Source organism: Paenibacillus sp. MAH-35 (assembly GCF_058135425.1).
In genome coordinates this window covers 15621-41211 of the sequence record NZ_JBYUPU010000024.1, presented here as the reverse complement: position 1 = coordinate 41211, position 25591 = coordinate 15621, and the positions used below count along the sequence as shown (strand labels likewise).

The following is a 25591-nucleotide window of genomic DNA, read 5'->3' as shown; positions in this document are numbered from 1 at the left end:
TGCATATATAATTCCCAGCGACAGCTAGCTTTTCTTCGTCAAAAACCTACAAATATTACTTCTAATTTTATCATAATAGATCGGCCCATTTGAGAAATGTAAAGTAAACTTTAGATTGTGCTTGCAACGCACCCTTGGCAACCAGCATATGGCCTGGCCCCCGAATCATAATGATCTCTCAGGATTGGCCACCACAAACACAGAAGCCCGAATGCGAAATGCATTCGGGCTTCAATATACAGGCAAATGCAGCGTTCTGCGGCTCGCTGGCTTGAATGAGGCATTAACCCCTCACTCATTGCGTCACACGCATACATCGTTGCTTGCTGAGGCTGGAGTCGGCATTCATGAAATAATGGAAAGATTAGGGCACCAGGACGACGAAATTACCAAGCGCGTTTATCTCCATGTCACCAAGACGATGAAGAAAGAAGCATCACAAAAGTTCAGTGATCTCATGAAGGGTGTTTAATAAAACTGTCCTAGCATATTAGGACAGTATTTATATTATCCACCTCAGCGTACTAGAGCTTTATTTATAAGGGATTTCTCCAATCAGATCGTTCTGTGTGCCGCGGCCGTATCCATGCATTCCATTATCGGGTATAATGTTTATAAGTAAAGATCGAAGATTCTCGCGGGAAATGAACTGATTTAACACCATAATTTATTAAAGGAGTGGTTTTCCCATGTCAATGGTACGCAAACTCCATCCTCATATAGCAAAAGGCTTAAGGGAGTTTTTATCTGAAAACAATATTTCCACCAAGAAGCTTGTCATCGATCTTGAAGCAGAAACCATCGAGGACTTTGATGATTACTCAGTCGATGACATTTTAAGTGTGGCTGGAATTCTGAAGCCCGGGGAAGCGCAAGAATTATTAGATCACATTCAGGAGTCACGGGAGGGCTGGGGAAAGTGACCCACAACCACTCCGGATATTTATTCGATTCGAACATCGTCATCGCCATTTTGGACAACGATCAACTTAGTACGACAAGCCCAAGAAGAACAACGGCGGATATTCTTTTCGACGATTACGGAATGTGAAGTACTGAGTGGTGTCAAACACAATCAGTTCTTAATCGCAGAAAGGTTATTCTCCCCCAGGCATATGATACATGTCGATTCCGCTGTCGCAAGAAAAGCAGCTTCCATGCAAAGCGAGCAGCGAAGCAAGGGACGGAAAATTAAAACTCCTGACGCGCTCATTATTGCAACTGCCTTTACAGCTAATTTGGTACTGGTTTCCCGGGATTCAGACATGAACTTTGTTACTAATGAGTATGGGATGACTTTGTTGAAAATATAGATCTATACCTGCAGGCTTTCTCTCATTAGTTAAAGACAGAAGACACCTTGGAGCGATTTCCATCACTCTAAGGTGTCTTCATTTTTTACACGATGTGGGCAAAATGTGGGCAATCAGTGTTGCCTCGAGGAGAAACCCTTGCTACGCAAGGGCTCAGCCCTTATTACATCATGCCGCCCATTCCACCCATGCCGCCCATATCCGGCATAGCAGGAGCTTTGTCTTTCTCCGGTTTGTCCGCGACAACCGCTTCGGTCGTCAGGAACATAGCTGCAACGGACGCAGCGTTTTGAAGAGCGGAGCGAGTAACTTTGGTAGGGTCGACGATACCGGCTTGGAACATGTTGACCCATTCGCCAGTAGCGGCGTTGTAACCTACGCCCACTTCTTCTTTTTTCAGGCGCTCTACGATGACGGAGCCTTCTTGGCCGGCGTTCGTAGAGATGATGCGTACCGGCTCTTCCAGAGCGCGGAGCACGATGTTGACGCCTGTTTGCTCGTCGCCGTCTGCTTTAACAGCAGCAACAGCAGAGTATACGTTCACGAGGGCCGTACCGCCACCGGAAACGATCCCTTCTTCCACAGCGGCACGCGTGGAGTTCAGGGCGTCTTCGATGCGCAGTTTGCGCTCTTTCAGTTCAGTTTCGGTAGCTGCGCCGACTTTGACTACAGCAACGCCGCCGGACAACTTAGCCAGACGCTCTTGGAGCTTCTCGCGGTCGAAGTCGGAAGTCGTTTCTTCCAGTTGAGCGCGGATTTGCGCTACGCGGGTACCGATGTCTTTTTTGTCGCCGGCACCGTCAACAACGATGGTGTTTTCTTTGGATACGCGGATTTGACGAGCGCTGCCCAACGAATCAACCGTAGTCGATTTCAGGTCAAGGCCCAGCTCTTCCGTGATCACTTGGCCGCCCGTCAGAGCTGCGATGTCGCCAAGCATAGCTTTGCGGCGGTCGCCGAAGCCTGGAGCTTTAACGGCAACGCAAGTGAACGTGCCGCGCAGCTTGTTAACTACGAGCGTAGCCAACGCTTCGCCGTCTACGTCTTCTGCGATGATCAGCAGCTGGCGTCCGGATTGAACGACTTTCTCAAGCACAGGAAGAATCTCTTGAATGCTGGAGATTTTCTTATCTGTGATCAAGATGTACGGATTGTCCAGAACAGCTTCCATCTTGTCGGTATCGTTAACCATGTAAGCGGACAGGTAGCCGCGGTCGAATTGCATACCTTCTACGACTTCCAGCTCCGTTACGAAACCTTTGGATTCTTCAACAGTAACAACGCCGTCGTTACCTACTTTTTCCATAGCTTCTGCAATCAGCTGGCCAAGCTCTTCGTCAGCTGCGGAGATTGCCGCAACTTGTGCGATCGATTGTTTGCCTTCGATCGGCTTGGAGATTTTTTGCAGTTCTTCAGTAGCGGCTTTAACGGCTTTTTCGATCCCTTTGCGGATGACCATCGGGTTAGCGCCTGCCGTTACGTTTTTCAGACCTTCGCGAATCATCGCTTGAGCCAGAACGGTAGCCGTAGTCGTACCGTCGCCTGCTACGTCGTTTGTTTTGGTTGCTACTTCTTTAACGAGCTGAGCGCCCATGTTTTCGAATGCGTCTTCGAGCTCGATCTCTTTGGCGATCGTAACACCGTCATTCGTGATGAGCGGGCTGCCAAATTTTTTCTCAAGTACAACGTTGCGGCCTTTCGGTCCGAGCGTTACTTTTACCGCATTAGCCAAAGTGTCGACACCACGGAGCATTGCGCGGCGAGCGTCTTCACTGAATTTAATTTCTTTAGCCATGAATCGGAACCTCCCGGATTGTTTTATATTTTAGAGTGGATGCAGAAAATCGGATTAAGTATAGTTTACCGGTTGTGCGAGCATAGTAAGATCAAAATCGGAATCACGCCGGATCAATATCCGAGCAGCGATGGAGACGATTCAATCCTACCAGGCCGGATAGCCTTGTTACGCAAGCACAGCCAGGATGTCGCTTTCACGCAAAATAAGCAGTTCTTTGCCCTCGAATTTCACTTCAGTGCCTGCATATTTGGAGAACAGAACGCGGTCGCCTTCTTTCACTTCAAGCGCAATGCGTTGTCCGTCTTTTACGTGGCCGCTGCCAACAGCTACGATTTTGCCTTCTTGCGGCTTTTCTTTTGCCGTGTCCGGCAGAACGATGCCACTAGCTGTAGTCTCCTCCTTGGCAATAGGTTCAAGAACTACGCGATCACCCAACGGTTTGATCATGAGAAAACTGCCTCCTTTGATTCAGATGGTTTTGTTGTAGAGGGTTTGTTAGCACTCGAACGTGGTTAGTGCTAATAACATCTTTTATGATAATCATTTCGCCTTCGGTTTGCAAGTCCTTTTGGAGGTTTTCATAAAATTTTAATCCGTGCATTTTTTGCACACCTTATGTAGGTTGTCCCATCCATACGCAAAGTATTACATCATTCAGACCAGGCGGACAGCACGCTCCACCCGATTCGTCATCCTTCCATATGAACAGACAAAGTCTCCCCCGGTTCGACAAAAAAGGTCTGCGTCACAAGCAACGCAGACCGAACGTTCCCTCAAGCTTCGGCCTCACCCAGATCACTGAGCCATTGCTTGTCATACTCCTGTTGTTTCCGGTATACCCGGGCGGACAGCATAATGCTGATCTCGTACAAAATGATCATCGGAACGGCCACCAGAATATCCGATATGAGATCGGGCGGCGTCACGAACGTGGCGATAATGACCAGCGCCAGATAAGCGTAGCGGCGCAGCTTCTTCAGACGCAGCGGATTGAGAATCCGCAGCTTGGTCAAAAACATCACGACAACCGGAAGCTCGAACAACAGCGCCATCGGCAGCAAAATGTTAAACATGAACGAAAAATATTGGGCGGCCCCGTACGTTTCGGTCAAATTCAAGCTTTTGGTCACGGTTAACGTAAAGTAAAACGCCATCGGGAAAATTACAAAGTAAGCGAAGGACAAGCCAAGCAGAAAGAGCAGCACGGCGCCCGGTATGTACCGCAGCGTCGCTTTTTGCTCGTGCTCCATCAGTCCCGGCTTGACGAACAGCCAAATTTGCGTAAGCGCAAAGGGCAGCGTCACGACCAGGCCGACGGCGAAAGCAAACTGCATGTACAGCCGGATCGCATCCCACGGCGAAAACGTATTCAAGCCGACGATGCTCGAAGCCGGTTCCGAATTCATTAAATAGACGATAAGCGGCTTGGCGGCGAAAAAGCCCCCGATCATGGCCAGCGCCAAAACGACGACGATCCAGATGAGCCGTTTGCGGAGCTCGGTTAGATGCTCCACCAGGGATGCCGTTTCTTCTTGCATCAATTTTCACCAGCCTCATGATCAGGTAACGGAATAGTCAGACAGGTCTCCTTTTAACTTGAAACGACAGCGTTCGAGTCCATCTGCGCTCATACAATTTTTGGAAGCGCTGCCGTTTACGTCTTCGTTTAATAAACACTCCATGGGTCCTATTGAAGCGTCCAATCTGTAAACGTACCGAAGGGTCATCAGCATGGTAATCGCAGAGCCTTCCGTCCAGGCATCGTTAAAGTCACGCCTTGTTCAGCGCCTAGCTCAGTCCGGAAGACGCTTGTCGGTAGCTGGCGCTGCCGAGGCATTGGATGTAGCCGGCGTAGGTGCCGGCGCAGCCGTCTCGGCCCGATACTCAGGCTTGCCCGAATCCAGACGCTGAGCTTCCGCCTTCTCTACTTGCTTGCGGTCGGAGTCGTCCTCCATAATTTCTTTGGCTCCGTTCTTAAACTCGCGAAGCGTACGGCCGAACGCGCGGCCGAGTTCCGGAAGCTTGCTCGGGCCAAACAGCAGTAAAGCCACCAAAATGATCAGAATAAAACCTGTTGCGCCGATGTTAGGCATCGACAATTCCTCCTTCAAGTTGGGTGTGGGTATAGTTACCCTCTCTCTGCGTAAAGCCCTCCATATCCGAGCTCGGTAATATCTGTTTTGCCGATTCGAATCCCTGCGCAAATTCGCGGCAGCAGCACATCGAATACGGTATATTTATCATACATCACGCTGCCCGGTAATCCAACAACCGGAGTATGACCCAGATAAGCCATCATCAGCATCGAGCCGGGAAGCATCGGCGTCCCGTGACTTACGATGTCCGCTCCGGCTTGCCGGATCGCTCCGGGTGTCCGGTCGTCGGGATCAACCGACATCCCCCCGGTAACGAGAATGAGATCAACCTGCTTGTCTTGAAAATAACGGATATGTCCGGCGATGCTGTCGCTGTCGTCCGTGCATAAGCGCTGTTCCTCCACGTACGAGCCGTACTCTTCCAGCTTGGCTCTGACGACAGGACCGAATCGGTCCTCCACCAGTCCATTATACACTTCATTGCCGGTTGTGATGAGACCGGTTTTTAACGTTCTAAAAGGTTTCACGGATATGGGTCCTTCTCCCAGATACGCTTCGCGCCACTGGCGGGCGGACCGTTCGACCTGCTCGACCTTCTCCTTCGCGACGAGCAGCGGAATGACCCGCGTACCGGCGACCGATTGTCCTGGCGTTACGACCGTGTTAGACTGCAGCGTAGCCAGCGCGAGCTGATCGATTGCATTAACTCCGTTAATGAACGTCTTGTCGATCACCGTCAACCCGCGGATCGCCGACTTCAGCAGCACTTTGCCTTCGCTCGGTTCCGTCGCCGTTATGTTCGATCCCCGCGCCGCTTCCGCCATCCGGACGGCTGCATCGTCCTCGTGCAGGTCGTCATCGCCCAGCTCTAACACGTAAATATGATCTTTGCCGATTTTCTTCAGCTCGGGAATATCCGAGTCGAGGACGATATGGCCTTTCCGGAAAAGCCGGCCCTTGAATTCCCCGGGTACGATGCGGGTCAGATCGTGGGCGAGCGGCAGCCCGATCGCCTCCTCCACCTTCACCTCGCGCAGGACGCTCGTTCGTCTCATCCCGGGAGCCCGCCTCCTTTGCCGCGGATCATCGTAAGGGCGATGGGCAACTGGTCCATGACCGCGGCCAAACATTCGTGAACGCCCTTCGGATCGCCGGGCAAGTTCAGCAGAAGCGTCTGCCCCCGGATGCCGGACACGCCGCGCGTCATCATGCCGAGCCCGTCCCGCTGCATCATGGCCGCCCGCATCGCTTCCGCAAAACCCGGCGCGAGCCGGTCGATCACTTCCAGCGTCGCCTCCGGAGTTACATCCCGCGGCCCCATGCCGATTCCTCCGGTAGTCAGAATGAGATCGGCCTTGTAGTAGTCCGTCATCTCAATTAGCGCTGCCATAATCTCGTCCGTTTCGTCGGGAACGATCCGGTACTCGACGATATCCCCCTGCAGCTCTTCCTCCACGAGTTCGTGAATCACCTGAGCACTGGTGTCTTCACGTTCGCCGCGAGAACCTTGATCGCTTGCCGTTAACAGGCCAACTTTCCAGCGCATCAGCTTATTCCCTCCCTTGTTATATCCCGACACACTGACGCATCTAAACATAAGGCGGAACCGCCGGCCCTTCTGTCCGTTTATCCCGTTAAGGATCGTATGGCAGCATTGGACTTGGGCTCGGTTGTTCAGCTTAAACAGCTTAATATAAACTCATTCCTTGCCCGGCGGTCGGATATAATCTCCACTCTTGCCCCCGGTTTTGGATAAAAGCACGGTCGGACCGATGCTCATCTCTTTCTCCAGCGCCTTGCACATATCGTATACGGTAAGCGCGGCGGCCGATACCGCGGTAAGAGCCTCCATCTCAACGCCGGTAAGCCCTGTCGTCTTGACTGTTGCTTGAATGTACAGCTCGTCCGCGCCGTTATCCGAGAACGCGATGTCCACTCCGGTCAGCGGCAGCGGATGGCACATCGGAATCCAATCCGACGTTTTCTTGGCGGACATGATGGCGGCGATCTGAGCGACGGCCAGCACATCCCCCTTGCCCAGACGGCCCATCTTAACCGCATCCAAGGTCGACGGACGCATCTTCACCGTCGTTTGCGCGGTTGCGGTACGTTTCGTTTCCGCCTTGCCGGAGACGTCCACCATGCGGGCGCGGCCGTCTTCATTAAAATGAGTAAGTCCGGATGATTCCGTCATCGTTTTGCAGCGCCTCCAATCCAGCCATAATCGGGTAACCTCATATAGGATGTCCGGCATGAGCTGCGCCGGTTTGATTTTGCTAGCGAGCCAGTCCCTGACACCGGCACGAGGAAGGTTAACGGATCGGATTCGTCAGTCGCGGGAACAGAGATGAACATGCGGCGGCACACGATGAGGTGAGGAAACAAGGTTGTCCTATATCCAAAGATCCGGAAGTCTGAAGCGGTTGCCCCATCCATCCGGCCCCGTCATCCCAAAAGCTCTCTTCATCTTTTTCGACACACGGATAGCGATGTCCTTGTGGGCGGCAAAAAAACGTTTATTAAAAATCAGTGAACAAAGAGTTCATGTCGCCATTCTGAATTCAACCAAGCAAGTTGCATGAACCATTTACCGGATCAAGCAGGTGCGTCTGTCGGTCACTACCGCGTCGGTACGGAAATCGAAATGGTCCATAGGCACTTCCGAAATCAGCTGAAGATCAAAAGCAACCGCGAGCTTAAACGGCTCCCGGCCCGTATTTTCCCGGCACATCCGCATAAATGCGTCGTAATACCCCCCGCCGTACCCCAGCCGTCCGCCTTTGCCGTCAAAGGCGAGTCCCGGAACGAGAACGCAGTCGATATCCTCCAGCCGTTCCAGCACGGGCGTCGACATCGCCGGTTCGCGAATCCCCCATCTGCCGGACTCCAGCTCGTCGAGACTTTTAATCTGATGAAGCGACATCAGTTTATGCTCGCGGATTACTTTGGGGACGACGATCGTGCCGCCGCGGTTCCAGCACCATTCCATGACAGGAGTGACATCCAGTTCCGTCCGGAAAGGAACGTAGCTGAACAGGGTGAACGTCCTGCCGTCCGCATCATCGCCCCTCTCCTCCAGCAGCCGGATCGCCGCTGCGCAGGCGCGGGCGGACTCTTCCGCACGTTCTTCTGCAGATAACGATGCGCGGGCCGCTTCCATATGTTTGCGCAGCTCCGCTTTATGCGCCTGTACGGTCATCTCGGTTTCCCCGTCCTTCCATTGGTATAAATCCGGTTCACAACCGGGAACGACGGCGTTCAAGCGATGCGTCCGGGCGCACGTTCTACTCTTCATATCTGTCTGCTGATGCAGGGTTCGATTGCCGTCAATATAACCTTTTCCCCAGTGTATCACACATTCCGAGTGAAGAAAAAGCCGGAGCCAAGCAGGCAGCGAACCGGTTGCAGCCCCTCATGCCGACGAACAGCCGCCTGCTGAGGCCCAGCCGTCCAGAACGGGGATATTCGTTTCAGGCAAAGTCTCATTTTACAAACGAGGGACCCATCGGTAAACTAAACATGACGGCTTGTAAGCGTCACTAGAACGACTGCGGATTTGCCTGGCGGAAATCCGTCTATAGGAAGGAAGACTACACATGCTTTTGCAAGTCAACGGATTGGAAAAACATTACGGCACGATTCCCGTGCTGACCCATATAGCGATGCAAATTCAGGAGCGCGACCGGATCGGGCTCGTCGGCGTAAACGGCGCGGGGAAATCGACGCTGCTCAAAATTATTGCCGGCGAGATGTCCGCCGACGGAGGACAAATATTCCGGGCCAAGGAAACGCGCATCGGGTATTTGGCGCAAAACAGCGGACTGTTGTCCGATAATTCGATCTGGAACGAAATGATCGGCGTATTCGCCGGCCTGCTCGAGATCGAGCAGGAGCTGCGCGAGCTCGAAGCGAAGATGGCCGATCCCGGACTGGCCGCCAACGAGCAGCTGTATGCGGACGTGCTGCACCGGTACTCGGTCAAATCCGATCTGTTCCGCGAAAAGGGCGGCTATGGCATCGAGGCGAGAGTCCGCAGCATCCTGCACGGCATGGGCTTCGGCGCGTTCGACCCGGCCACGGCAATCCGCACGCTGAGCGGCGGACAGAAGACCCGGTTGGCGCTGGCCAAGCTGCTGCTGCAGGAGCCCGATCTGCTGATGCTGGACGAGCCGACCAACTATTTGGACATCGCTACACTAACCTGGCTCGAAGATTATTTGCGCGGATACCCGGGCGCAGTGCTGGTCGTTTCTCACGACCGTTATTTTCTGGACGCTATGGCGAACGTGATTTATGAGATCGAGCGTACCCGCTGCAAAAGGTACACAGGCAACTACTCCCGCTATATGGAGCTGAAAGCGGCCGAATACGAGATCGAGCTGAAACATTACGAGAAGCAGCAGGAAGAGATTTCGCGCATGGAAGATTTCGTCCGCCGCAACCTCGTGCGGGCTTCCACGACGAAGCGGGCGCAAAGCAGGCGCAAGGCGCTTGAGAAGATGGACCGGCTGGACAAGCCCGCAGGCGAGCTGAAGCGCGCTTCCTTCCGGTTCGAGACGGAGAAGCAGTCCGGCAAGGACGTGCTTCGCGTCGAACATATGGCGGCGTCCTATGACGGCAACAGACAGCTGTTCCGGAACGTCTCCTTCGAGCTTCGCCGCGGCGACATGGCCGCCCTGATCGGGCCGAACGGAATCGGCAAATCGACGCTGCTGAAAATATTGACCGGGCAAAAACAGCAAAATTCCGGTTACTTCGAATGGGGCTCGAACGTCACGATCGGCTACTACGATCAGGAGCAACAAGGGCTGAACCCGAACCATACGGTGCTGGAAGAGCTCTGGAGCGAATACCCTCATCTGGAGGAGGTCCGCATCCGCACCGTGCTCGGCAGCTTCTTGTTCAGCGGCGAAGACGTATTGAAGAAAATCGGCGCGCTCAGCGGCGGCGAGAAGGCCCGCGTCTCGCTCTCCAAGCTGATGCTGAAGCAGGCGAACGTGTTGATTCTGGACGAGCCGACGAACCATCTCGATCTGTTCAGCAAGGAAGTGCTGGAGGCGGCGCTGCTGGACTACGAAGGAACGCTGCTGTTTATATCCCACGACCGTTATTTCCTGAACAAGATGGCCGACCGGATGCTGGAGCTGCACCCCGGCGGCATCGACGACTATCTCGGCAATTATGACGATTACGTAGAGAAAAAAAGCGAGCTCGCCGCCATCGAAGCGGAACGCCTGGCGGCGGACGCGGCGGCGGGCAAGCCGGCCAAACCATCGGGCGCGGCAAGCTCCGGCTCCCCAGGCGTGGAAGCCGGCGGCGCCGGAAACCCGGCGGCGGGAACATCCGCAGCGGCTGCAGGCAAACCCCGCGATTACGAAGCGGAGAAGCAGCAGAAGCGCGAGGAGCGCGGGCGACAGCGCAAAATCGAACAGCTCGAGCTTGCGATCTCCACCCTCGAGACGGAAACGGCGGCTCTGGAGGCAGCTCTGCTCGAACCGGACGTGTATAACGATTACGTCGCCGTCCAGACAGTCAACGCCGAGCTGGAAACGAAAAAAGCGGAGCTCGACAAGCTTTATGCCGAGTGGGAGGAGCTGTCCTCCTGAAAACGCAGCAGCAGCATCGGCACGGCTGCGTATACGATCATCGTCGCCGCGGCGACGATGCCGGAGTCGTTGAAGGCAAGCGCCGCTACGGAGCCGACCGCGATCGCCAGAAAGCCGGTCATATAATCCGGGTAGCGGCTCTCCCAGCGGCGGAATACGCCCTGCGGACGCGCGACGGCAATCGCCATCACGAGCATCCCGGCGGCAAGCACCTTCGTCCACGCGGAGACGCCGATCAAATGCAGGTTCATCTGCAGCTTGCGCACGATCGTCGCTGCGATCAGATCGGTGCGGCCCTGGCCTAGCATCGCCATCGCCCGGCCGATATGGCTTTGGCCGGCGGAGCCGGACGGGAGGGCTGCATTCAGCAGCCAGAGCCCGGCGACCGCCGCCGCGACAAGGGCGGCGCACAGCAGCGCGAGCCGCAGCAGGCCGAGCCCGCGGGCGAAGCCGCCGGCGAAGCAGCGCAGCCACGCGAGGCCGAAGGCGACCGCCGCCGTGATGGCGCCGCCCGCGTTGGCGCCGAGCTGCGGCGCGGCGAGGTACGCGGCGACGGCGGCGAACGGCGCGGCGCTGAGCGCGGCCGCGAGCCGCGTGGCGCGGCGGCGCTTGGCGGCGGCGCTGACGCGCGACGGCGGCGGCGGCGCGGCTGCAGGCGCAGGCGGGCGCGGCGCAGCGAGCCTGGCGCGGCTGGCGGCCGACGCCGAGCGGCGCGAGCGCGGGCGCGGCGTTGCCGCAGCAGCGGCGGCGTCTGCGGCGTCAAGCGCCGGCGGTGCTGGCGAGCCCGGCGGCGCGCTGGCGGCAGTCGCTGCTGCGGCTTGCGCTGCGCTTGCCCCGCTCGTGGCTGCGGAGCGCCAGCGCTCCATCATGGCCGCGAACGCAAACGTAACAGCCCCGACGAGTACGCCCATGTACTCGTTGCCCATCCCGTAATATCTCGCTCCGATCATCGGATCGTATCCGAGGACGGACCGCTTCATGCCTTCCCCTCCCAGCACGCCGTCCAGCAAGAGCAGCAAAGCCGTAACGGCACTGACCAGCCCCGCCGCAGACAAAGCGGATCGCCCGAACCTGAACAGATAAGCCCCAGCCGTTGTGAACGTCAGGAACAACACGATCTGCACATTTCCCGGTACCGGATAAACCGCGTTTAACCAGCCGATCCACAGCAAAGTAAGAGGAGCCGCAAGCAGAAACAGCAGCAGCGCCTCCATCCAGCGGGCTTTGCTGCCCAGCTTAAGCCACAACGCGATTAAAGCCGCCACCAGCACAACCGCTTCCGCGGTTACGAATGGGATCAGCACTTGCGGACGGGTGCGGTACACTTCCCGGATTCCGTTCAGCTCCCGGTGCAGTTCGGACCAGGCGCCGCCCTTCCGAACGATAGTTACCTCCCGGCCGATCATATCGTCCGGCGTCCCGATCCCGTAAGAAGCCAACAGGGACGGAGCGATGTCCGAAGCCGTAATAATCCCTTCTCTGCGCGTGCTCGGAGACGTTAATAATCCGGCGGGCACGGCGTCGCCGATCAGAACGGCTGGCGCCAGCAGCATTTTATGGCGCGCGGCTTCAGCTCCCACGAACGGGGATAGAATCCACAGCAAATCTCCTTGTTGCCGCCGCTCCATCAAGCCGCCCAGCAGATGGTCCAGCTCGCCGAGAAGCTCCGCCTTCATTCGCTTCGCCTGATCTTCGCCGTACCGGGATACCTCTGTCTGCAGCCGGTACAAGTCGCCCCATTCGAGCAGCACAACGGAACGCGCTTCAACCGTCTCCCAGGCTTCCAATAGGGCGGTCAGATTCGTGCGGACGAAAGAGGGTCTTGCGAAGTCGGGAAGCAGCATCGTTTCCCCCGTATCGCCCCGTGTCACCAACCCTTGCGAATCCATCAGCATCAGCGGGGCAAACCGTCTGCGGGTCCCGGCCGAGTCGCTGTTGCCGTATACGGCGGTGATCAATCCGCGCCCTCTTAAATAATCGCCCAGCAGACCCGCCTGCGCCCGGTGTCCGCGGGTTTCGTTGCGCCGCCGGATCGCCGCAATGTCCGGCACGACGATCTCCGCCCGATTCGTTTCGAGACCGGTCTGTTTCCGGTACACATCCGGCGCCGATCCTTCCCCCAGAAGGCCGCCGATCCTCTCACGCACATGAAACGCCCCATAATCCGGACTGCTCGACGCGGGAGCTCCCGAGCCGAGAGCGGTGTAGCTGTCCTCCAGCCCTTTCTCCGGATTGCGGACGTTCATCGCCCCGATCGCGCCTTGCCTGATCATGCTTTGCAGGTTGGGCATCCGCGCCAGCATGTCCTCCTCCCAATCGAGAAACGACCAGCCGGGCACCGATACGATCGTAATCTTGGCGGCAGCCGCCGGACGGACCGCATGGAGCTGGACAGACCCGGCCGTTATAACGGAAACGGCAATAAACAGGAGCGCCGTTAGTCCGCTCCGCATCAGGCGACGCTTTTCTGGCGGCCGCAGCGCCACCTCCGATCTACACATATGCGCAACCACCCACATTCCCGATTATAACTGACTTGGGGCTGTATCAACCGATCCGCCAAAAACAGACTGAAAACTCCGAATGATTCCGCTGTTTAGACGATACATACAAACTTTGTGCACAACCTCTAGGTTCTACTTTTAGAGGTGGTTCAAAAAGTCCACTTTTGATCACGAAGCAGATCAGGAAGCCTGCTCGACATCGAATATGGCATTCAGCCGGCACTTCCGGTGCTCACAAAGCTCCCACTACGCTCCGCTCCTCATTTCCTAGCTTCATCCCATCTTCTCAGTGCTGAAAATCGGACTTTTTGAACTCGCACTTTTATAATTGCCTAATTTGCTTATTTTTACCGGAAATATCGATGTACACAGATTATCCACAGGTTTTGGTTCACAAAAACCCCCGTTTTGTCGGCAAAAACGATGCTATTCACATCCTTATCCCCATTATCCACATTTTCGCCTGAAAAACTTATTCGCACATTGACTTTGAAAAAGGCTTTGTCCCTCTTGCATTTGCAGATGTTATTCACACTATACACAGGGGGTGTGGATAACTGATATCCACACCCCCTGTGTATAAATTCCACGGTATTTTAGCTGCGAACAGCCCGATTTCCCCGTTCTGCCGCCCGATTTTTTTCCAGTCCGATCTGATCTTCTCGCAACGCTGAGTTTGCAGACCGGCCTGCAAACTCTTCAACAATCCCGGTTCAACCATCCTGATTCAGCTATCTCGGAGCAACGCCAAAAGACCGTCGCTCTCCCCGTGCAGGAGACGACGGCCTTTATCCGGCCTTGTCCTTCTCTCTCGTTGATCCGGCCCCCGTGTGAGGTGCGGATATGCTCCATCATCCGGCCGACCTGACCGTAAACTCGTAAACTTCCCTTTGTCCAACCATGCTTGGCTTCAGACAAGCGGCTCCTTCACCGACCAATCCTCCAGCGATAACAGCGGTTCCGCCTTCAGATCAAGCGGCGACAGCTCGCCCCGCTCCCACTTCAGGAAAGCGGCCGCCGCGATCATCGCGGCGTTATCGGTGCACAGCGACAGCGGCGGTACGAGCAGCGGCAGCGATTCACGCTGGCACCGTGCGGCCAGCGCTTCGCGCAGTCCCCGGTTGGCCGCTACCCCGCCCGCCAACAGCAGCTGCTTGGCGCCGAACTCCTTGGACGCGCGGATCGCTTTTTCGACCAGCACCTCGACGACCGAATCCTGAAAACCCTTCGAGATGCGGACCGGATGAACGACGTCCCCGCGCATCTTCGCCTGGTTCAGAACGGCAAGTACGGCCGACTTCAGTCCGCTGAAGCTGAAATCGTACGAGTCCGGCTCGAGCCAGACGCGCGGCATCGGTACGCCTTCGTCCGCTTCATGCGCCAGCCGGTCGACGTGCGGACCGCCCGGATAGGGCAGCCCCATCGCGCGGGCCACCTTGTCGTAAGCTTCTCCCGCTGCGTCGTCGCGCGTCTGCCCGATAATGCGGAATACGCCCGGCGACGGAACGTGCACCAGCTCCGTATGTCCGCCTGACACGACAAGCGCCACCAGCGGATATTCCAGCTCCTGCACCAGCTGATTCGCATAGATGTGCCCTGCGATATGATGCACTCCAATCAGCGGAATTTGCAGCGCGCAGGCAAGCGCTTTGGCCGCGACGACACCGACGAGCAGCGAACCGACCAGTCCGGGGCCCTGCGTAACCGCCACAGCCGACAAGTCCGTCAACCGGACTCCCGCCTCCCGGACCGCTTCCTCCAAAATAAGCGTGACGCTCTCCACGTGTTTGCGCGAAGCGATCTCCGGTACGACGCCGCCATACCGTTTGTGCGTATTGATCTGACTCGATACGACGTTCGAGCGTATGATCGTTCCGTTCTCCACGACCGCTACGGACGTTTCGTCGCAGCTTGTTTCTACGGCCAGAATCAGTCCCGGCCTGGAACTTCGATTGTCCTTACCGCTTGTCGGCATCCGTATCCCGTTCTCCTTCCTCGGCGATCCGGGCCAAATGCGCCCACATGATGATGGCGTCTTCCCCGTTGTCCGTATAGTAGCCTTTGCGCAGCCCTGCGGGAATAAAGCCCAGCTTCGCATACAGCCTTTGCGCCACCACGTTCGAGACGCGCACTTCCAGCGTCATCCGCTCCGCACCGAGGAATACGGCAGCCGATTGCATCTGCACCAGCAGCCGCTCCCCGAGCTTTTTCCCGCGAAAATGAGTCCGCAAGGCAATATTCGTAATATGCGCTTCGTCCATAATCAGCCACATGCCGGCATAACCGGCAATTTCCCCGTTCAGCTCCATGACGAGGTAATGAGCGAAATGGTTGTTCGTAAGCTCGTTGTGAAAAGCGCTCGACGTCCACGGAGTCGGAAATGCTTCCCGCTCGATTTCGCAGATCGTCTCTATATCCTCCAGCCGCATGGACCGGAAATGCACGGATTCACCATAGGCCCGTTCAGCGTTGTCCAAACGGTTCGCCTCCCCGTTGTTCCTTCTGGGCCAGCTTCACTTCCGCTTCCGCCAGCTGTGTATAATTCGGTACGAGCTCGTGCGTGCCGTCCCGCTCCCCGCGGGCGATACGCCGCCATCCAAGCTCGGCGATCCGCGCCGCGCGAATGCCGCTTTCCCGGATCTCCGTATGGACCCGTTCCGGGGCGCTTCCGCACCAGGCGTTCAGCGTCTCGCGGAATCCGGCCGTTTCCCCGCCGAACACGATAAGGTCCGGTCCGGTCCCTTCCGCGATTCTACGTTCCAGCAGAGCGGACAGATCCGGCAGCCACTCGGCTACAAGCCGGATGCCGTCATCGACTAACGTCTCCCAGCCGCCGCCGCTATCGGATGCGTATACGGAGCAATAGGCTTGCCCCCGTCTCGCATCAAGCAGCGGAATCAGCCAGCATACCGTGGATCGCTTCTCTGCGCCTATGTCGCGAGCATCCCCGAGCGCCAGCGCCTCCAGCGACGACACCCCGACTACGGGGATGCCGAGCGACCAGGAGAACGTCTTGGCGACCGTCACTCCGATGCGCACCCCGGTGTACGACCCCGGTCCGGTGCCGACTGCGACTGCAGCCAGATCGGCGGGCGATGCCCCGGCTTCCTTCAGCATCTCCTGGATTTCCGGCAGCAGCTTAATCGAATGATTACGCTCCGCATGGGAGCTACGCTCGGCCTGAATGCCGCCGTCTACGGCGAGCGCCACCGTGAGCGCGCTGGTCGACGTATCGATCGCGAGCAGTGTGCCGGTTACATTATCCCGTTGTTCGGTCATCATGATAAGACCCCGTTCTCCTTCAATTGGTTGCACCATTGATTATACCGGGCCCCGTAAGGCCGCAGCTCCATCACCCTGCAAGTCTCGCCCGCGTGGCGGATATAGATGGCCAGACGGTCCGGCGGCAGCAAATTGCGGATAAGCTCGGCCCATTCCACCAGCGTTACGCCCTCGCCGTAGAAATAATCGTCCAGCCCAAGCTCGTCCGCCTCATTCTCGGATATCCGGTACACGTCCATATGATAAAACGGAAGACGGTCGCCTTCGTATTCTTTAATAATCGTAAACGTCGGGCTGTTGACCACTCCGGAAACGCCGAGCGCCCGGGCTACCGATTGGGAAAACCGCGTTTTCCCCGCTCCCAGGTCGCCGTCGAGAGCTACTACGGTCCCCGCCTCCATCATAGAGGCAAGCGCTTCGGCAAGCTTGGCGGTCTGCTCCTCGTTATTGGATTCATACCGGTAGATCGGCTCCGTGACCGTCTCCCCCTTTCAAGAGGTTGTTCGCACTTCAAGCAAAATGATTGTAGCCTTTCTTCGGTAACGGCTTCTCCACCCCGGCGGAGCTTCGCAGCGTGACGCCCGGCACGGGCGCCCGCTCCAGATTGGCTGCTGCGCCCTTGTCCGTCTTATTCATAGCGCCGGCTGCGGCTACTTCGCCCACCAGCCAGATCCGCTTGCCCGCCGCCTCGAACCGTGCGGCCAATTCCGCGGCGCGCTCCCGGCGCACCGTCCCGACCAGCTCGTAGTCTTCTCCGCCGTATAAAGCGAAATCGTGCGGGTCCCTTCCGGCTGCGGAGGCGTACCGGGTCAGCTCGGGCGACAGCGGAATCCGCTCCTCATCCAGCACGATCCGGACGCCGGAAGCTTCCGCGATCTCCCATGCTTCGCTCGCCAGCCCGTCGCTAATATCGTTTAACGCTCCGCAGACGCCTGCTTCCGACGAAGCGAGAATTGCTCCTGCGTCAATCCGCGGCTCCGGCCGTCTGTGCGCATGTACAAGCGGACGAACCGGCTCCTCCATATCCTCGATCGGCACCGCAGGCTGTCCGGCCTTCAGCAGCAGATGCAGTCCCGCGGCCGAATTGCCGAGCGGCCCGGTTACAAATACAATATCGCCGGGCAGAGCCGACGACCGCAGCAAAGATCGGTCCTCATCCGCTTCTCCGATGACGGTTACGGTTACCGTCAGCAACGATTTGGAAGACGTCGTATCGCCGCCGACAACTACCGTGCCGTACCGGTCCGCACATGCGTATAACCCGTCATACAGCTCTTGAAGCGATTCAGCCGTCCAATTCCCGTACGGCCCGGAAGGGACCGTCAGCGCGATCAGCGCCCATCTCGGCCTCGCTCCCATCGCCGCCATATCGCTTAGGCTGGACGCCATCGCCTTGTACCCGATATCGTAATGCTGCATCGTCTCGGGCAAGAAGTGGACGGTCTCGACCATCGTATCGCAAGAAACGACGATATCGCTGCCTGCGGACGGTTTCATGACAGCGGCATCGTCGCCGATGCCGGTCTTGACCCCGGTTTCGTTCGGCTTGCCGGTGCCGGGCGAACCGCGCCGATTGAGCAGCCGGATCAACGCAAATTCGTCCATACCCCGCACTACACGCGCCTCCCCATTCAACTTGTACCTATTATATCGGTACGGAAAGCATGCCGCAACAACGCATATGGGCCGTTTCCCCTTCTGACAACGCATATTTCGACAAACCTCGCCTCTCCGGTCTGCCGGCTGACTGGATGCTAACGATCCCTTATTTCCTGAGTCCCGCGTCCCGGCCAGGTGTTATTTTATAAGGAAAGAGGAATCGTCCGTTATTCACCAGCTTCTCAAAATCGGTTACAATAAAAAGAAACGAAGCTGCGACAATTTTCGTATAAGAAGTAACGGACAAGCTTGTCCGCATGACGACGGATTTCGAGGAGGTCGACACGAATTGACAAACCGTGCACGGAACCCTGACATACAACCATCTCTCGATACACCGCGGTTCTTGATCCGCAAGTCCGGACGCCGGGGGATATGGGGAACATTCGGCATTTCGGCGGCCTTCGCCGCTTTTCTGTTCGGCTCGGTTCCTTTACCGGCCCATGCGGGGGTAGTCGATAAAGTCAAAGACTTTATCCAACTGCCCGGACAAGTCAGCGAACTGAAGGAACAATACGACGAGACCCGGAAGCAGCTCGACGACGCGACGAATCAGCTCGGCGAAGTGACGCGGCAATCCCGGGAGACGATCGAGCAATACCGCAATGCCGAACAACGGCTGAGAGAAGAAAACGAACGGCTGGCCCGGCAAAACGAACAGCTCGCCCAAGCGGTGTCCGGCCTTCAAAACGCCGAGCAGCAGCGGGCGAACCAGTCGAAGCGGACATGGACGATGATCTGGACGGGTGTAGCCCTGGTCGCTTGTTATTTCCTCATTTCCCGGCTGTTCCGGCTCGTGCTCCGCAGCAAACATACGTAACGGTCATTCAAACCCGTTGTTAATCATTAGGAGGAACCGTATTGGACATCCGCTGCGACGCCGTAGCCGGCGGCACTTATCCATCCTCTTCGGCAGAACTGCTGCTGGACGAAGGCGATGCCGTCCACGTCCTGCACCCGCAGCAAATTGTGGCGTTTCACGGGGATTCGGCGCGCCGGGAAGACAAGCTGATGAATCTGCAGGGCATGTACCGGAAAAAAAAGCTGATCCGCTCCAAGCTGAGCGGCCCTGCCCGGCTGCTGCTCGCTCTGCCTGTCGGCTATACGCTGCACTGCATGAAGCTGACCGGCAACGAAGACCTGCTGTTCGAATTCCGCCACCTGCTCTTCTACACCGAAGGCATCCGGATGCAAAGCGTGATGCAAAGCTTCAAAAATATGATTGCGACCAAGGACGTAGTCCGCATGAAATTTTCCGGAGAAGGCACGATCGGAATCATCTCGGCGGGAGCAATCACGGATTGGAAGCTGCATCCAGAGACGCCGTCCTATATCGACACCCGGTCGCTGATCGCGTATCCGCACAACGCCAAGATCGATCTGAGCGTGTACGGCAACCATCTGGCCAGCCAGCATATGAGCTTCCAGTGGAAAATTACCGGCGAAGGCGGAGCGCTCGTCCAGGTAGGCAAACCGGACGCCCAGCTGGAACAGTTCGTGAGCGGCGATGGTCTGGTGAAGCGCCTGCTGAGGGAAATTGTGCCGTTCGGCGGGATATGGTTCAAATAACCGACGAGCACCTGCCAAACGTGCGTCCAGTCCGAGCAGAGCGGCGTCAATTGCCGGCAGCCGTCCGCATCCTTTCGCGAGCTGCAGGCGCCGCCGCACCAACTCCTAAAAGCCCCGGATTCCATGAGCGGAACCGGGGCTTCTTCTTTCCTTTTGCTTTGTACAGGGCGGCCGGGCCACCTTGAGATGTCTTTTGCGTTATCCCCGCTGCGGGGCCGTACCGTGCTCCTGAAGCTCGGTGATGGGAACGTTTTTGGATACGCGCGGATCGTTTTCCGGGTGGATGGTCGCCACGCCGCTGTACTTGTCCACACTGTCGATCCAGACCGACTCGCCCTGCCACGTCACCTCGACTTTATCGCTCATTAACAGGATGCGCTGTGCGCGATCGTAATCCATGCTCCAGTCCTCCTCTGTAGGTTTGGCGGCACCAGGCCCGTGTCCGTTGTTACGACAAATCCTCCTCGATCTCGCCCGTTACGTACTCTTCCGGGTTTTCGATCAAGCCGTTATGCATCGTGATGTTGCCCCCGCCGAGTCCTTCATTGATCATCCGGTCGATGTCCATATCGCACTTGTCCCGGCCTTCGTAGACGGCATCATCCTGAACTTCCTGCTCTTCCACGGTTCGCCCCCCTTTCTTTACGCGTTTCGATTAGAATGCCCCATTCCCCCACCGGCATACGACAAGCCGTCCGAACATATACTGAAAAGATGACCGGCAGGTGTAGAACGTCATCATTTGGACAACACTTGTAAGTAAGGGAGTACAGCCGAGTGAACCCGCTGGAAGTTTGGTTGCTGCGGTGAAACGGAGCTGTGCCATGGCAGGATAACGGGGCAAAGGATGCTATTTAACCGGATACGGAACCATCAAGGTACGACTGCCCCATCTGGCTGAAGCGGGGTCCCGGTCCAAGCGCCGCGGACAACCGCACTAAAAAGGAGGCATGGCGATGCATACGGTATGGAAGGGAGCGATCAGCTTCGGTCTGGTCCACGTCCCCGTCAAAATGTTTTCCGCCACCGAGGACAAAGATATTTCCATGAAGTATATCCACAAAACTTGCGGAACTCCTCTGTCGTACGTACGGACTTGTCAGCATTGCGAGCAGCCGGTGGAATGGGAGCAGATCTCGCGCGGCTACGAGTACGAGCCGGGCCGGTTCGTCCTGTTCGAGAAGGAAGAGCTCGACAGCCTCTCGGAAGCGAACAAAGAAATTCAAATTTTGGACTTCGTCGATTTAACAGAAATCGATCCGATCTACTTCCAAAAAACGTATTATTTGGCTCCGGGAGATACCGGCGCGGGCGCCTACAGCCTGCTGCTCGAAGCGATGCGCCAATCGGGCAAAATCGGCATCGCCAAAGTGTCGATCCGTTCCAAGAGCAGTCTGGCCGCCATTCGGGTGATTCAGGATTGTATCGCGATGGAAACGATATTCTACCCCGACGAAATCCGCTCGATTGCACAGGTGCCTAATTTGCCGGAAAATCCGAAAGTGAACGACAAGGAGCTGACGATGGCCAAAATGCTGATCGAGCAGCTGTCGACGCCGTTTGATCCGGGCAAATACAAGGACGACTACCGTGAGAAAGTGCTGACGATGATCGAGCAAAAGGTAGCCGGAGAAGAAATCAAGGTCGCTCCGGAAGCGCAAAAGACGAACGTCATCGATCTGATGGCCGCACTGCAGGCCAGTCTCGAAGCGGTCAAACCGGCCAGCGTGCCAACCGAACCGGCCGAACCGGCTGCCGCCCCGAAAGCCAAAGGGAAGAAAAAAGCGAAGGAAACTGTCTCATAACCGGGTGAATTCATATTGTCGCATCCATGAAGAAACTCTATATGAGTTGAACTAATGAATTGACGTCCATTCCATTCCGAAAAAATTGCTTGAAGCTTCAGACATCTTGTTTGGAGTGTCCCGGATTGAGTTGGCCTTCGGACTGTTGACACTCAAAGCTTATCCTTCCGAAGCAGCTTTCTAAAGAAAGCTCTTAAGCTTATCCTTCCGAAGCCAGTTTTCTGACGAAAACTCTTAGCTTTCAAGCTAATTTCTTTTCTTCACAACGTTGAGATTTACCATGGAAGATATTTAGTTCAACCTATATAGGAAAGAATGCTCGATGCCGCCGTTAATCCTTCCGCCTGCTGGCTCCCGCACGCTGGAGCGAACTCGGGGCCGTCCATTTCGGCAACCTGTACAAGGGGGAATTCCAGTATTTGTCGCAGAGAAACGTTGCCCGCGGTATACTTGCGTAAGTACGCAAGATAATCGAGGAGGAATAAGCATGGGGCAGCAATGTGTGATTGGAATTGACGGCGGAGGTACCCGGACCCGGATCGTAGTGGCAGATCTGAGCGGCAATGTGCTTTCTTACGCGGAGCACGGAGCGTCTTCGATTCATAAAGATGCCAATGCGGCGCGTAATGTCCAGGAAGGAATCGCCGATGCGCTTGCTCAGGCCGGCCGGACTCCGGAACAGGCCGCAGGTCTGCTCGCCGGAGTGGCCGGCTTCGATTCCGACCGGGACCTTCCCTGGGTCGAGGAGTTGACAGCCTTGCCGGGAATCGCGTGCCCCCGCTGGCAGGTGAACGATGCCGTTATCGCTCATGCCGGAGCATTCATGTCCGGTCCCGGCATCATGGTCGTCTCGGGCACGGGATCGATTATTTTTGCCGTTACGGAAGACGGCGCGCACCTGCGCAACTACGATATGCACCATTATGCGTCCAGTGCCGCACGTTTTCTCGCTTACGAAGCCACGTATGAGATATTGGCCGGACATACCGGACCTTCGGATTCGGCGCTGGTCAGACGCACCCTCGACTTTTGGAACAAACCCGATGTAGAGGAGCTGCTTCGTCTCGCCCTGCAAGGCTTCGCCTCCGATCCGAAGGAGCGGACCAGGCTGTTCGGCCAGATGGCGCCGATCGTCACATCCGCCGCCCTCGAAGGGAGCGAGCTGGCCCGCTCCGTCTGCGACCGGAAAGTCCACGAGGCCGTAGTCGGCGTTCATATGCTGGGAGGCCGCTTCAGCTCGGAAACCGTACAAGTTGCCTGCATCGGAAGCGCCATCAACAGCGTGTATATGAAAGAACGATTCCGCAAAGAATGCGAATCCGCATCGGCTAAACGATACATCCTCCAGGAACCGGTGCTGTCGCCGGCAGCGGGAGCCGTTATGATGGCTCTTAACCGATTGGGCGTTTCGGCGGATGACGATACCGTAGGCAAATTGCTGAAGCATCCCTGCTCCAGAGGGGACAGCTCTATTTAACTGACACCTGATGGCGTGAAGGCGGGAAGTTGTAGCGGCTGTATTCCTTGCCGTGGCGTGTTGTGCCATGGCGTGCCTATGCATGTTGTGCTGTACCGTGTAGTCCCGTGGCGTGCCATGCTGTACTATTCCGTACTGCGCGTGCCGTGCACATTAGCAGTCTTTTGGAGCCTTTATTTTATTAATTTTACCGTTTTCCTGAGCAATAAGAGCTGCTGGCAACTCTTATATAGGGCCAATGTCGACGATTTCGGTTCAAGTAGGAAAAATAAGAGCCTCTATTATACCTTATTCCTCCGTTTTCAGCTATTTCTTGTGATTTAAGAGCTATTATCATCCGCTATTACGCCGGGGCCGCGCACTGTATTGCCCAGATGATCGATTTTTCGATCATTTGATCATTCGATTATTTCATCATTTGATTACTCGATCATTCGATCATTTACCCGTTCATCCAATCATCGGACTTCCAGCGACGTTCCTTTACCGGCATTTACCTTTAACTTGATTAACCGTCCTATTAGCATGCGATGAACGGAGGCGGGACCATGAACTTAAAACCAGTCATCCCGTTCGAGCCGATCCGGGCGGATAAGCTTCCTGCCGGACCGAATTGGATTGCCCAGATCAAGTGGGACGGCGTACGGATGCTCGTTTATTTTGACGGACAGGAAACACGCCTGTGGAACCGGAGGCGCAACGAGAAAACGTTGCAATACCCCGAATTCACCGACATCCGCTCCTACTGCAGCGCCTTCTCCGTCATTCTCGACGGCGAGATGATCGCGCTCGACCAAAGCAAGCCGGCGTTTCACGAGATTATGAAGCGGGACCGGCTTCGAACGGCGAACAAAATCGGCCTGGCCGTCTCGCAAACGCCCGTAACCTATATGATCTTCGACGTACTGTACTGCAACGGCGAATGGGTGAACGGCCGGCCGCTTGAGCAGCGTCAGCAACTGCTGGAGCAAATCATCATCCCCGGGGAACGAGTCCATACGGTTAAAAATTACCCCGATCCCTCCGCCCTGCTCGAGGTGATGAAAGCCCACGGCATGGAAGGCATCGTCTGCAAAGATTTGACCAGCACCTACCCGCTGGACGGCAAAGACGGACGCTGGCAAAAGGTGAAGCTGTATCACGACAGGTATGCGGTAGTCGGCGGAGTTACGTTCCGGGGCAAAGTCGTAAACGCTCTGCTGCTCGGGTTGTACGATGAGAACGGAACGTTGTATTACATCGGCCATGCCGGAACCGGCAAAGTCACGATGGCCGAATGGGAGCGGCTGACGGCCCGCGTTCAGACGATGTTCGCCCGGGAACGTCCCTTCCGCAACGAACCGGAGCGAAGCAAGGACGCCTTCTGGATACGCCCGGAAATTGTCGTCAAGGTGCAGTTTCTCGAGTGGACGCCGGATGGAATCATGCGGCATCCGAGCATCCAGTCGTTTGCCGAGGTTGACGCCGGGCAGCTAAAGGGCACCTGCTCGTTCGGACAAACCTGATAGCCGCTGGCTTGACGCGGACGTGACCGGTTGGACGATTCAATCCACTTTAGAAAGGGAGAATGGCGATGGCGACGGCGGCAAAAGGCTCGGTAACCGTTGAAGGCCACGAGATTACGATCACCAACCCGGAGAAGTTGCTGTGGCCGGAGAAAAAGATTACGAAGCTGCTTTATCTGGAGAAGCTGCTCGCACTCGCTCCTTACCTGCTGAAGTATTGCCGGGACCGCCATCTGACGACGATCCGGTTCCCTAACGGCATCCACGGCAAATCGTTTTACCAGAAAAACTGTCCGGAGCCGATTCCCGAGTTCGTGCGTCTGGCGCCGCTGGACGGTATCCAGTACGTGCACCTCGACTCCATTCCGACCTTGCTGTGGCTCGGCAATTTGGCCTGCCTCGAATTCCATCCGTCCTTCCACCGGATCGGGTCCATGCTGCCGGCCGAATGGCTGATCGACATCGACCCTTCCCTCGACCGGGAGCCGCGGATTATGAAGGCGGTCCATCTGATCGGCGAAGCACTCGACAAGATGAATATCCGGGCCGTTCCCAAGACGTCCGGCGCCACCGGCGTCCAGTTGTACATCCCGCTCGCCAAGCCGTATACGTTCGAGCAGCTCCGCCAGATCGGCCATTTTCTCGGCCAGTACTTGACCCAGCAGCATCCGAAGCTGTTCACGATCGAAAGGCTCAAAAAAAATCGCGGCGACCTGATCTACGTCGACTATTTGCAGCATTGGTACGGAAAGACGCTTTCCAGCCCGTATACGCCGCGGGCGCGCGAAGCGGCCTCCGTATCCACTCCGCTCGAATGGAGCGAGGTCGAGGCGAACGTCGATCCGCGCGACTTTCATCTGCTCAACATGGAGGAACGGCTTCGCCGGAAGGGCGATCTGATCGCCTCGTCGCCGCCTCAATCGCTTGATCATGTGTTGTCGGTTATCGGCAAAGGAAACTGAAGCCCACGATTAGAC

Annotated in this window: 26 protein-coding genes and 1 pseudogene; 11 read left to right on the top strand and 16 right to left on the bottom strand. The window is 56.5% G+C overall.

Annotation, left to right across the window (positions count from 1 at the left end):
• Positions 1 to 253: 253 nt before the first annotated feature.
• From AC3Y2E_RS22410 to AC3Y2E_RS22395, 4 genes and pseudogenes are all read left to right on the top strand, one after another.
• A pseudogene (locus AC3Y2E_RS22410) lies at positions 254 to 472 on the top strand (tyrosine-type recombinase/integrase); the annotation flags it as partial.
• Between the two features lie 217 nt (positions 473 to 689).
• Positions 690 to 923: a hypothetical protein gene (locus tag AC3Y2E_RS22405; protein ID WP_379214296.1), complete on the top strand. Its 234-nt coding sequence runs from the start codon at positions 690 to 692 to the stop codon at positions 921 to 923.
• Positions 920 to 1051, top strand: a complete 132-nt coding sequence (locus AC3Y2E_RS22400; protein WP_379214294.1) for a hypothetical protein — start codon at positions 920 to 922, stop codon at positions 1049 to 1051. The genes AC3Y2E_RS22405 and AC3Y2E_RS22400 overlap by 4 nt, the downstream gene beginning before the upstream one ends.
• Positions 1023 to 1313 carry a PIN domain-containing protein gene (locus tag AC3Y2E_RS22395; RefSeq protein WP_379214369.1) on the top strand — a complete coding sequence of 97 codons (291 nt, stop codon included), beginning with the start codon at positions 1023 to 1025 and terminating at the stop codon, positions 1311 to 1313. The genes AC3Y2E_RS22400 and AC3Y2E_RS22395 overlap by 29 nt, the downstream gene beginning before the upstream one ends.
• A 163-nt stretch (positions 1314 to 1476) precedes the next feature.
• Here AC3Y2E_RS22395 and groL read toward each other — a convergent pair whose 3' ends face one another.
• The 8 genes from groL to AC3Y2E_RS22355 form a co-directional block, all read right to left on the bottom strand.
• A complete protein-coding gene (gene groL, locus AC3Y2E_RS22390; protein ID WP_190930412.1) occupies positions 1477 to 3108 on the bottom strand; it encodes a chaperonin GroEL in 1632 nt (543 codons plus the stop codon).
• Positions 3109 to 3276: 168 nt separating this feature from the next.
• Positions 3277 to 3558 (bottom strand): co-chaperone GroES, encoded by a 282-nt coding sequence (gene groES, locus AC3Y2E_RS22385; protein WP_190930411.1) that lies wholly within the window; start codon positions 3556 to 3558, stop codon positions 3277 to 3279.
• A gap of 326 nt (positions 3559 to 3884) precedes the next feature.
• On the bottom strand, positions 3885 to 4649 hold the full coding sequence (tatC, locus tag AC3Y2E_RS22380; protein WP_190930431.1) for a twin-arginine translocase subunit TatC: 765 nt from the start codon (positions 4647 to 4649) through the stop codon (positions 3885 to 3887).
• A 255-nt stretch (positions 4650 to 4904) separates the two neighbouring features.
• The gene (locus AC3Y2E_RS22375) at positions 4905 to 5204 is read right to left on the bottom strand and encodes a twin-arginine translocase TatA/TatE family subunit (RefSeq protein WP_332075798.1); all 300 of its coding nucleotides are present in this window, start codon (positions 5202 to 5204) and stop codon (positions 4905 to 4907) included.
• A gap of 35 nt (positions 5205 to 5239) precedes the next feature.
• The gene (locus AC3Y2E_RS22370; protein WP_379214291.1) at positions 5240 to 6262 is read right to left on the bottom strand and encodes a molybdopterin-binding protein; all 1023 of its coding nucleotides are present in this window, start codon (positions 6260 to 6262) and stop codon (positions 5240 to 5242) included.
• Positions 6259 to 6753, bottom strand: coding sequence for a MogA/MoaB family molybdenum cofactor biosynthesis protein (locus tag AC3Y2E_RS22365; protein ID WP_190930408.1), 495 nt, complete (start codon positions 6751 to 6753; stop codon positions 6259 to 6261). Before AC3Y2E_RS22365 ends, AC3Y2E_RS22370 begins: the two co-directional genes overlap by 4 nt.
• A 153-nt stretch (positions 6754 to 6906) precedes the next feature.
• A complete protein-coding gene (moaC, locus tag AC3Y2E_RS22360) occupies positions 6907 to 7401 on the bottom strand; it encodes a cyclic pyranopterin monophosphate synthase MoaC (RefSeq protein ID WP_379214288.1) in 495 nt (164 codons plus the stop codon).
• 393 nt (positions 7402 to 7794) lie between these two features.
• Positions 7795 to 8502 (bottom strand): 5-formyltetrahydrofolate cyclo-ligase, encoded by a 708-nt coding sequence (locus tag AC3Y2E_RS22355; protein WP_379214286.1) that lies wholly within the window; start codon positions 8500 to 8502, stop codon positions 7795 to 7797.
• Positions 8503 to 8803: 301 nt separating this feature from the next.
• On the opposite strand from AC3Y2E_RS22355, the gene abc-f reads away from it, so the two are divergent.
• Positions 8804 to 10813 carry a ribosomal protection-like ABC-F family protein gene (gene abc-f, locus AC3Y2E_RS22350; protein ID WP_379214284.1) on the top strand — a complete coding sequence of 670 codons (2010 nt, stop codon included), beginning with the start codon at positions 8804 to 8806 and terminating at the stop codon, positions 10811 to 10813.
• Here abc-f and AC3Y2E_RS22345 read toward each other — a convergent pair.
• The 6 genes from AC3Y2E_RS22345 to thiL form a co-directional block, all read right to left on the bottom strand.
• Positions 10783 to 13314, bottom strand: a complete 2532-nt coding sequence (locus tag AC3Y2E_RS22345) for a hypothetical protein (protein WP_379214282.1) — start codon at positions 13312 to 13314, stop codon at positions 10783 to 10785. The genes abc-f and AC3Y2E_RS22345 overlap by 31 nt on opposite strands.
• Before the next feature lie 913 nt (positions 13315 to 14227).
• Positions 14228 to 15292 (bottom strand): tRNA (adenosine(37)-N6)-threonylcarbamoyltransferase complex transferase subunit TsaD, encoded by a 1065-nt coding sequence (gene tsaD, locus AC3Y2E_RS22340; protein ID WP_190930111.1) that lies wholly within the window; start codon positions 15290 to 15292, stop codon positions 14228 to 14230.
• Complete coding sequence (gene rimI, locus AC3Y2E_RS22335) at positions 15276 to 15746, bottom strand: ribosomal protein S18-alanine N-acetyltransferase (RefSeq protein ID WP_332075947.1); 471 nt, start codon at positions 15744 to 15746, stop codon at positions 15276 to 15278. The genes tsaD and rimI overlap by 17 nt, the downstream gene beginning before the upstream one ends.
• Before the next feature lie 34 nt (positions 15747 to 15780).
• Complete coding sequence (gene tsaB, locus AC3Y2E_RS22330; protein ID WP_379214279.1) at positions 15781 to 16599, bottom strand: tRNA (adenosine(37)-N6)-threonylcarbamoyltransferase complex dimerization subunit type 1 TsaB; 819 nt, start codon at positions 16597 to 16599, stop codon at positions 15781 to 15783.
• Complete coding sequence (gene tsaE / locus AC3Y2E_RS22325; RefSeq protein ID WP_379214365.1) at positions 16596 to 17066, bottom strand: tRNA (adenosine(37)-N6)-threonylcarbamoyltransferase complex ATPase subunit type 1 TsaE; 471 nt, start codon at positions 17064 to 17066, stop codon at positions 16596 to 16598. The genes tsaB and tsaE overlap by 4 nt, the downstream gene beginning before the upstream one ends.
• 43 nt (positions 17067 to 17109) lie before the next feature.
• The gene (thiL, locus tag AC3Y2E_RS22320; protein ID WP_379214363.1) at positions 17110 to 18204 is read right to left on the bottom strand and encodes a thiamine-phosphate kinase; all 1095 of its coding nucleotides are present in this window, start codon (positions 18202 to 18204) and stop codon (positions 17110 to 17112) included.
• A gap of 343 nt (positions 18205 to 18547) precedes the next feature.
• Here thiL and AC3Y2E_RS22315 point away from each other — a divergent pair, with 343 nt between their 5' ends.
• Together AC3Y2E_RS22315 and AC3Y2E_RS22310 are read left to right on the top strand one after the other, a co-directional pair.
• Complete coding sequence (locus AC3Y2E_RS22315; RefSeq protein ID WP_379214277.1) at positions 18548 to 19078, top strand: hypothetical protein; 531 nt, start codon at positions 18548 to 18550, stop codon at positions 19076 to 19078.
• Between the two features lie 41 nt (positions 19079 to 19119).
• Positions 19120 to 19827: an AIM24 family protein gene (locus tag AC3Y2E_RS22310; RefSeq protein WP_379214275.1), complete on the top strand. Its 708-nt coding sequence runs from the start codon at positions 19120 to 19122 to the stop codon at positions 19825 to 19827.
• A 198-nt stretch (positions 19828 to 20025) separates the two neighbouring features.
• Here the strand turns inward: AC3Y2E_RS22310 and AC3Y2E_RS22305 are convergent, their stop codons facing one another.
• Together AC3Y2E_RS22305 and AC3Y2E_RS22300 are read right to left on the bottom strand one after the other, a co-directional pair.
• Entirely contained in the window at positions 20026 to 20226 is a 201-nt protein-coding gene (locus tag AC3Y2E_RS22305) for an H-type small acid-soluble spore protein (protein WP_379214273.1), read from the bottom strand.
• Positions 20227 to 20275: 49 nt separating this feature from the next.
• Entirely contained in the window at positions 20276 to 20452 is a 177-nt protein-coding gene (locus AC3Y2E_RS22300; protein ID WP_379214374.1) for a hypothetical protein, read from the bottom strand.
• Between the two features lie 331 nt (positions 20453 to 20783).
• Here AC3Y2E_RS22300 and ku point away from each other — a divergent pair, with 331 nt between their 5' ends.
• The 4 genes from ku (at position 20784) to AC3Y2E_RS22280 (ending at position 25576) form a co-directional block, all read left to right on the top strand.
• Positions 20784 to 21632 (top strand): non-homologous end joining protein Ku, encoded by an 849-nt coding sequence (ku, locus tag AC3Y2E_RS22295; protein ID WP_379214271.1) that lies wholly within the window; start codon positions 20784 to 20786, stop codon positions 21630 to 21632.
• A gap of 487 nt (positions 21633 to 22119) precedes the next feature.
• Positions 22120 to 23109, top strand: coding sequence for a BadF/BadG/BcrA/BcrD ATPase family protein (locus tag AC3Y2E_RS22290; protein ID WP_379214269.1), 990 nt, complete (start codon positions 22120 to 22122; stop codon positions 23107 to 23109).
• Between the two features lie 548 nt (positions 23110 to 23657).
• Positions 23658 to 24614 (top strand): ATP-dependent DNA ligase, encoded by a 957-nt coding sequence (locus AC3Y2E_RS22285; protein ID WP_379214267.1) that lies wholly within the window; start codon positions 23658 to 23660, stop codon positions 24612 to 24614.
• Between the two features lie 68 nt (positions 24615 to 24682).
• Positions 24683 to 25576, top strand: coding sequence for a DNA polymerase domain-containing protein (locus AC3Y2E_RS22280; RefSeq protein WP_379214265.1), 894 nt, complete (start codon positions 24683 to 24685; stop codon positions 25574 to 25576).
• Positions 25577 to 25591 lie beyond the last annotated feature (15 nt).

Coding starts and splice junctions, on each gene's coding strand:
- thiL (WP_379214363.1), bottom strand. CDS start 18,204: ATGGACGAATTTGCGTTGATCCGGCTGCTCAATCGGCGCGGTTCGCCC.
- AC3Y2E_RS22355 (WP_379214286.1), bottom strand. CDS start 8,502: ATGAAGAGTAGAACGTGCGCCCGGACGCATCGCTTGAACGCCGTCGTT.
- moaC (WP_379214288.1), bottom strand. CDS start 7,401: ATGACGGAATCATCCGGACTTACTCATTTTAATGAAGACGGCCGCGCC.
- groL (WP_190930412.1), bottom strand. CDS start 3,108: ATGGCTAAAGAAATTAAATTCAGTGAAGACGCTCGCCGCGCAATGCTC.
- tsaD (WP_190930111.1), bottom strand. CDS start 15,292: ATGCCGACAAGCGGTAAGGACAATCGAAGTTCCAGGCCGGGACTGATT.
- AC3Y2E_RS22375 (WP_332075798.1), bottom strand. CDS start 5,204: ATGCCTAACATCGGCGCAACAGGTTTTATTCTGATCATTTTGGTGGCT.
- groES (WP_190930411.1), bottom strand. CDS start 3,558: ATGATCAAACCGTTGGGTGATCGCGTAGTTCTTGAACCTATTGCCAAG.
- tsaB (WP_379214279.1), bottom strand. CDS start 16,599: ATGATGACCGAACAACGGGATAATGTAACCGGCACACTGCTCGCGATC.
- AC3Y2E_RS22405 (WP_379214296.1), top strand. CDS start 690: ATGTCAATGGTACGCAAACTCCATCCTCATATAGCAAAAGGCTTAAGG.
- AC3Y2E_RS22290 (WP_379214269.1), top strand. CDS start 22,120: ATGGGGCAGCAATGTGTGATTGGAATTGACGGCGGAGGTACCCGGACC.
- AC3Y2E_RS22370 (WP_379214291.1), bottom strand. CDS start 6,262: ATGAGACGAACGAGCGTCCTGCGCGAGGTGAAGGTGGAGGAGGCGATC.
- ku (WP_379214271.1), top strand. CDS start 20,784: ATGCATACGGTATGGAAGGGAGCGATCAGCTTCGGTCTGGTCCACGTC.
- AC3Y2E_RS22345 (WP_379214282.1), bottom strand. CDS start 13,314: ATGTGTAGATCGGAGGTGGCGCTGCGGCCGCCAGAAAAGCGTCGCCTG.
- AC3Y2E_RS22280 (WP_379214265.1), top strand. CDS start 24,683: ATGGCGACGGCGGCAAAAGGCTCGGTAACCGTTGAAGGCCACGAGATT.
- AC3Y2E_RS22365 (WP_190930408.1), bottom strand. CDS start 6,753: ATGCGCTGGAAAGTTGGCCTGTTAACGGCAAGCGATCAAGGTTCTCGC.
- abc-f (WP_379214284.1), top strand. CDS start 8,804: ATGCTTTTGCAAGTCAACGGATTGGAAAAACATTACGGCACGATTCCC.
- AC3Y2E_RS22285 (WP_379214267.1), top strand. CDS start 23,658: ATGAACTTAAAACCAGTCATCCCGTTCGAGCCGATCCGGGCGGATAAG.
- AC3Y2E_RS22305 (WP_379214273.1), bottom strand. CDS start 20,226: ATGGATTACGATCGCGCACAGCGCATCCTGTTAATGAGCGATAAAGTC.
- tatC (WP_190930431.1), bottom strand. CDS start 4,649: ATGCAAGAAGAAACGGCATCCCTGGTGGAGCATCTAACCGAGCTCCGC.
- rimI (WP_332075947.1), bottom strand. CDS start 15,746: ATGCGGCTGGAGGATATAGAGACGATCTGCGAAATCGAGCGGGAAGCA.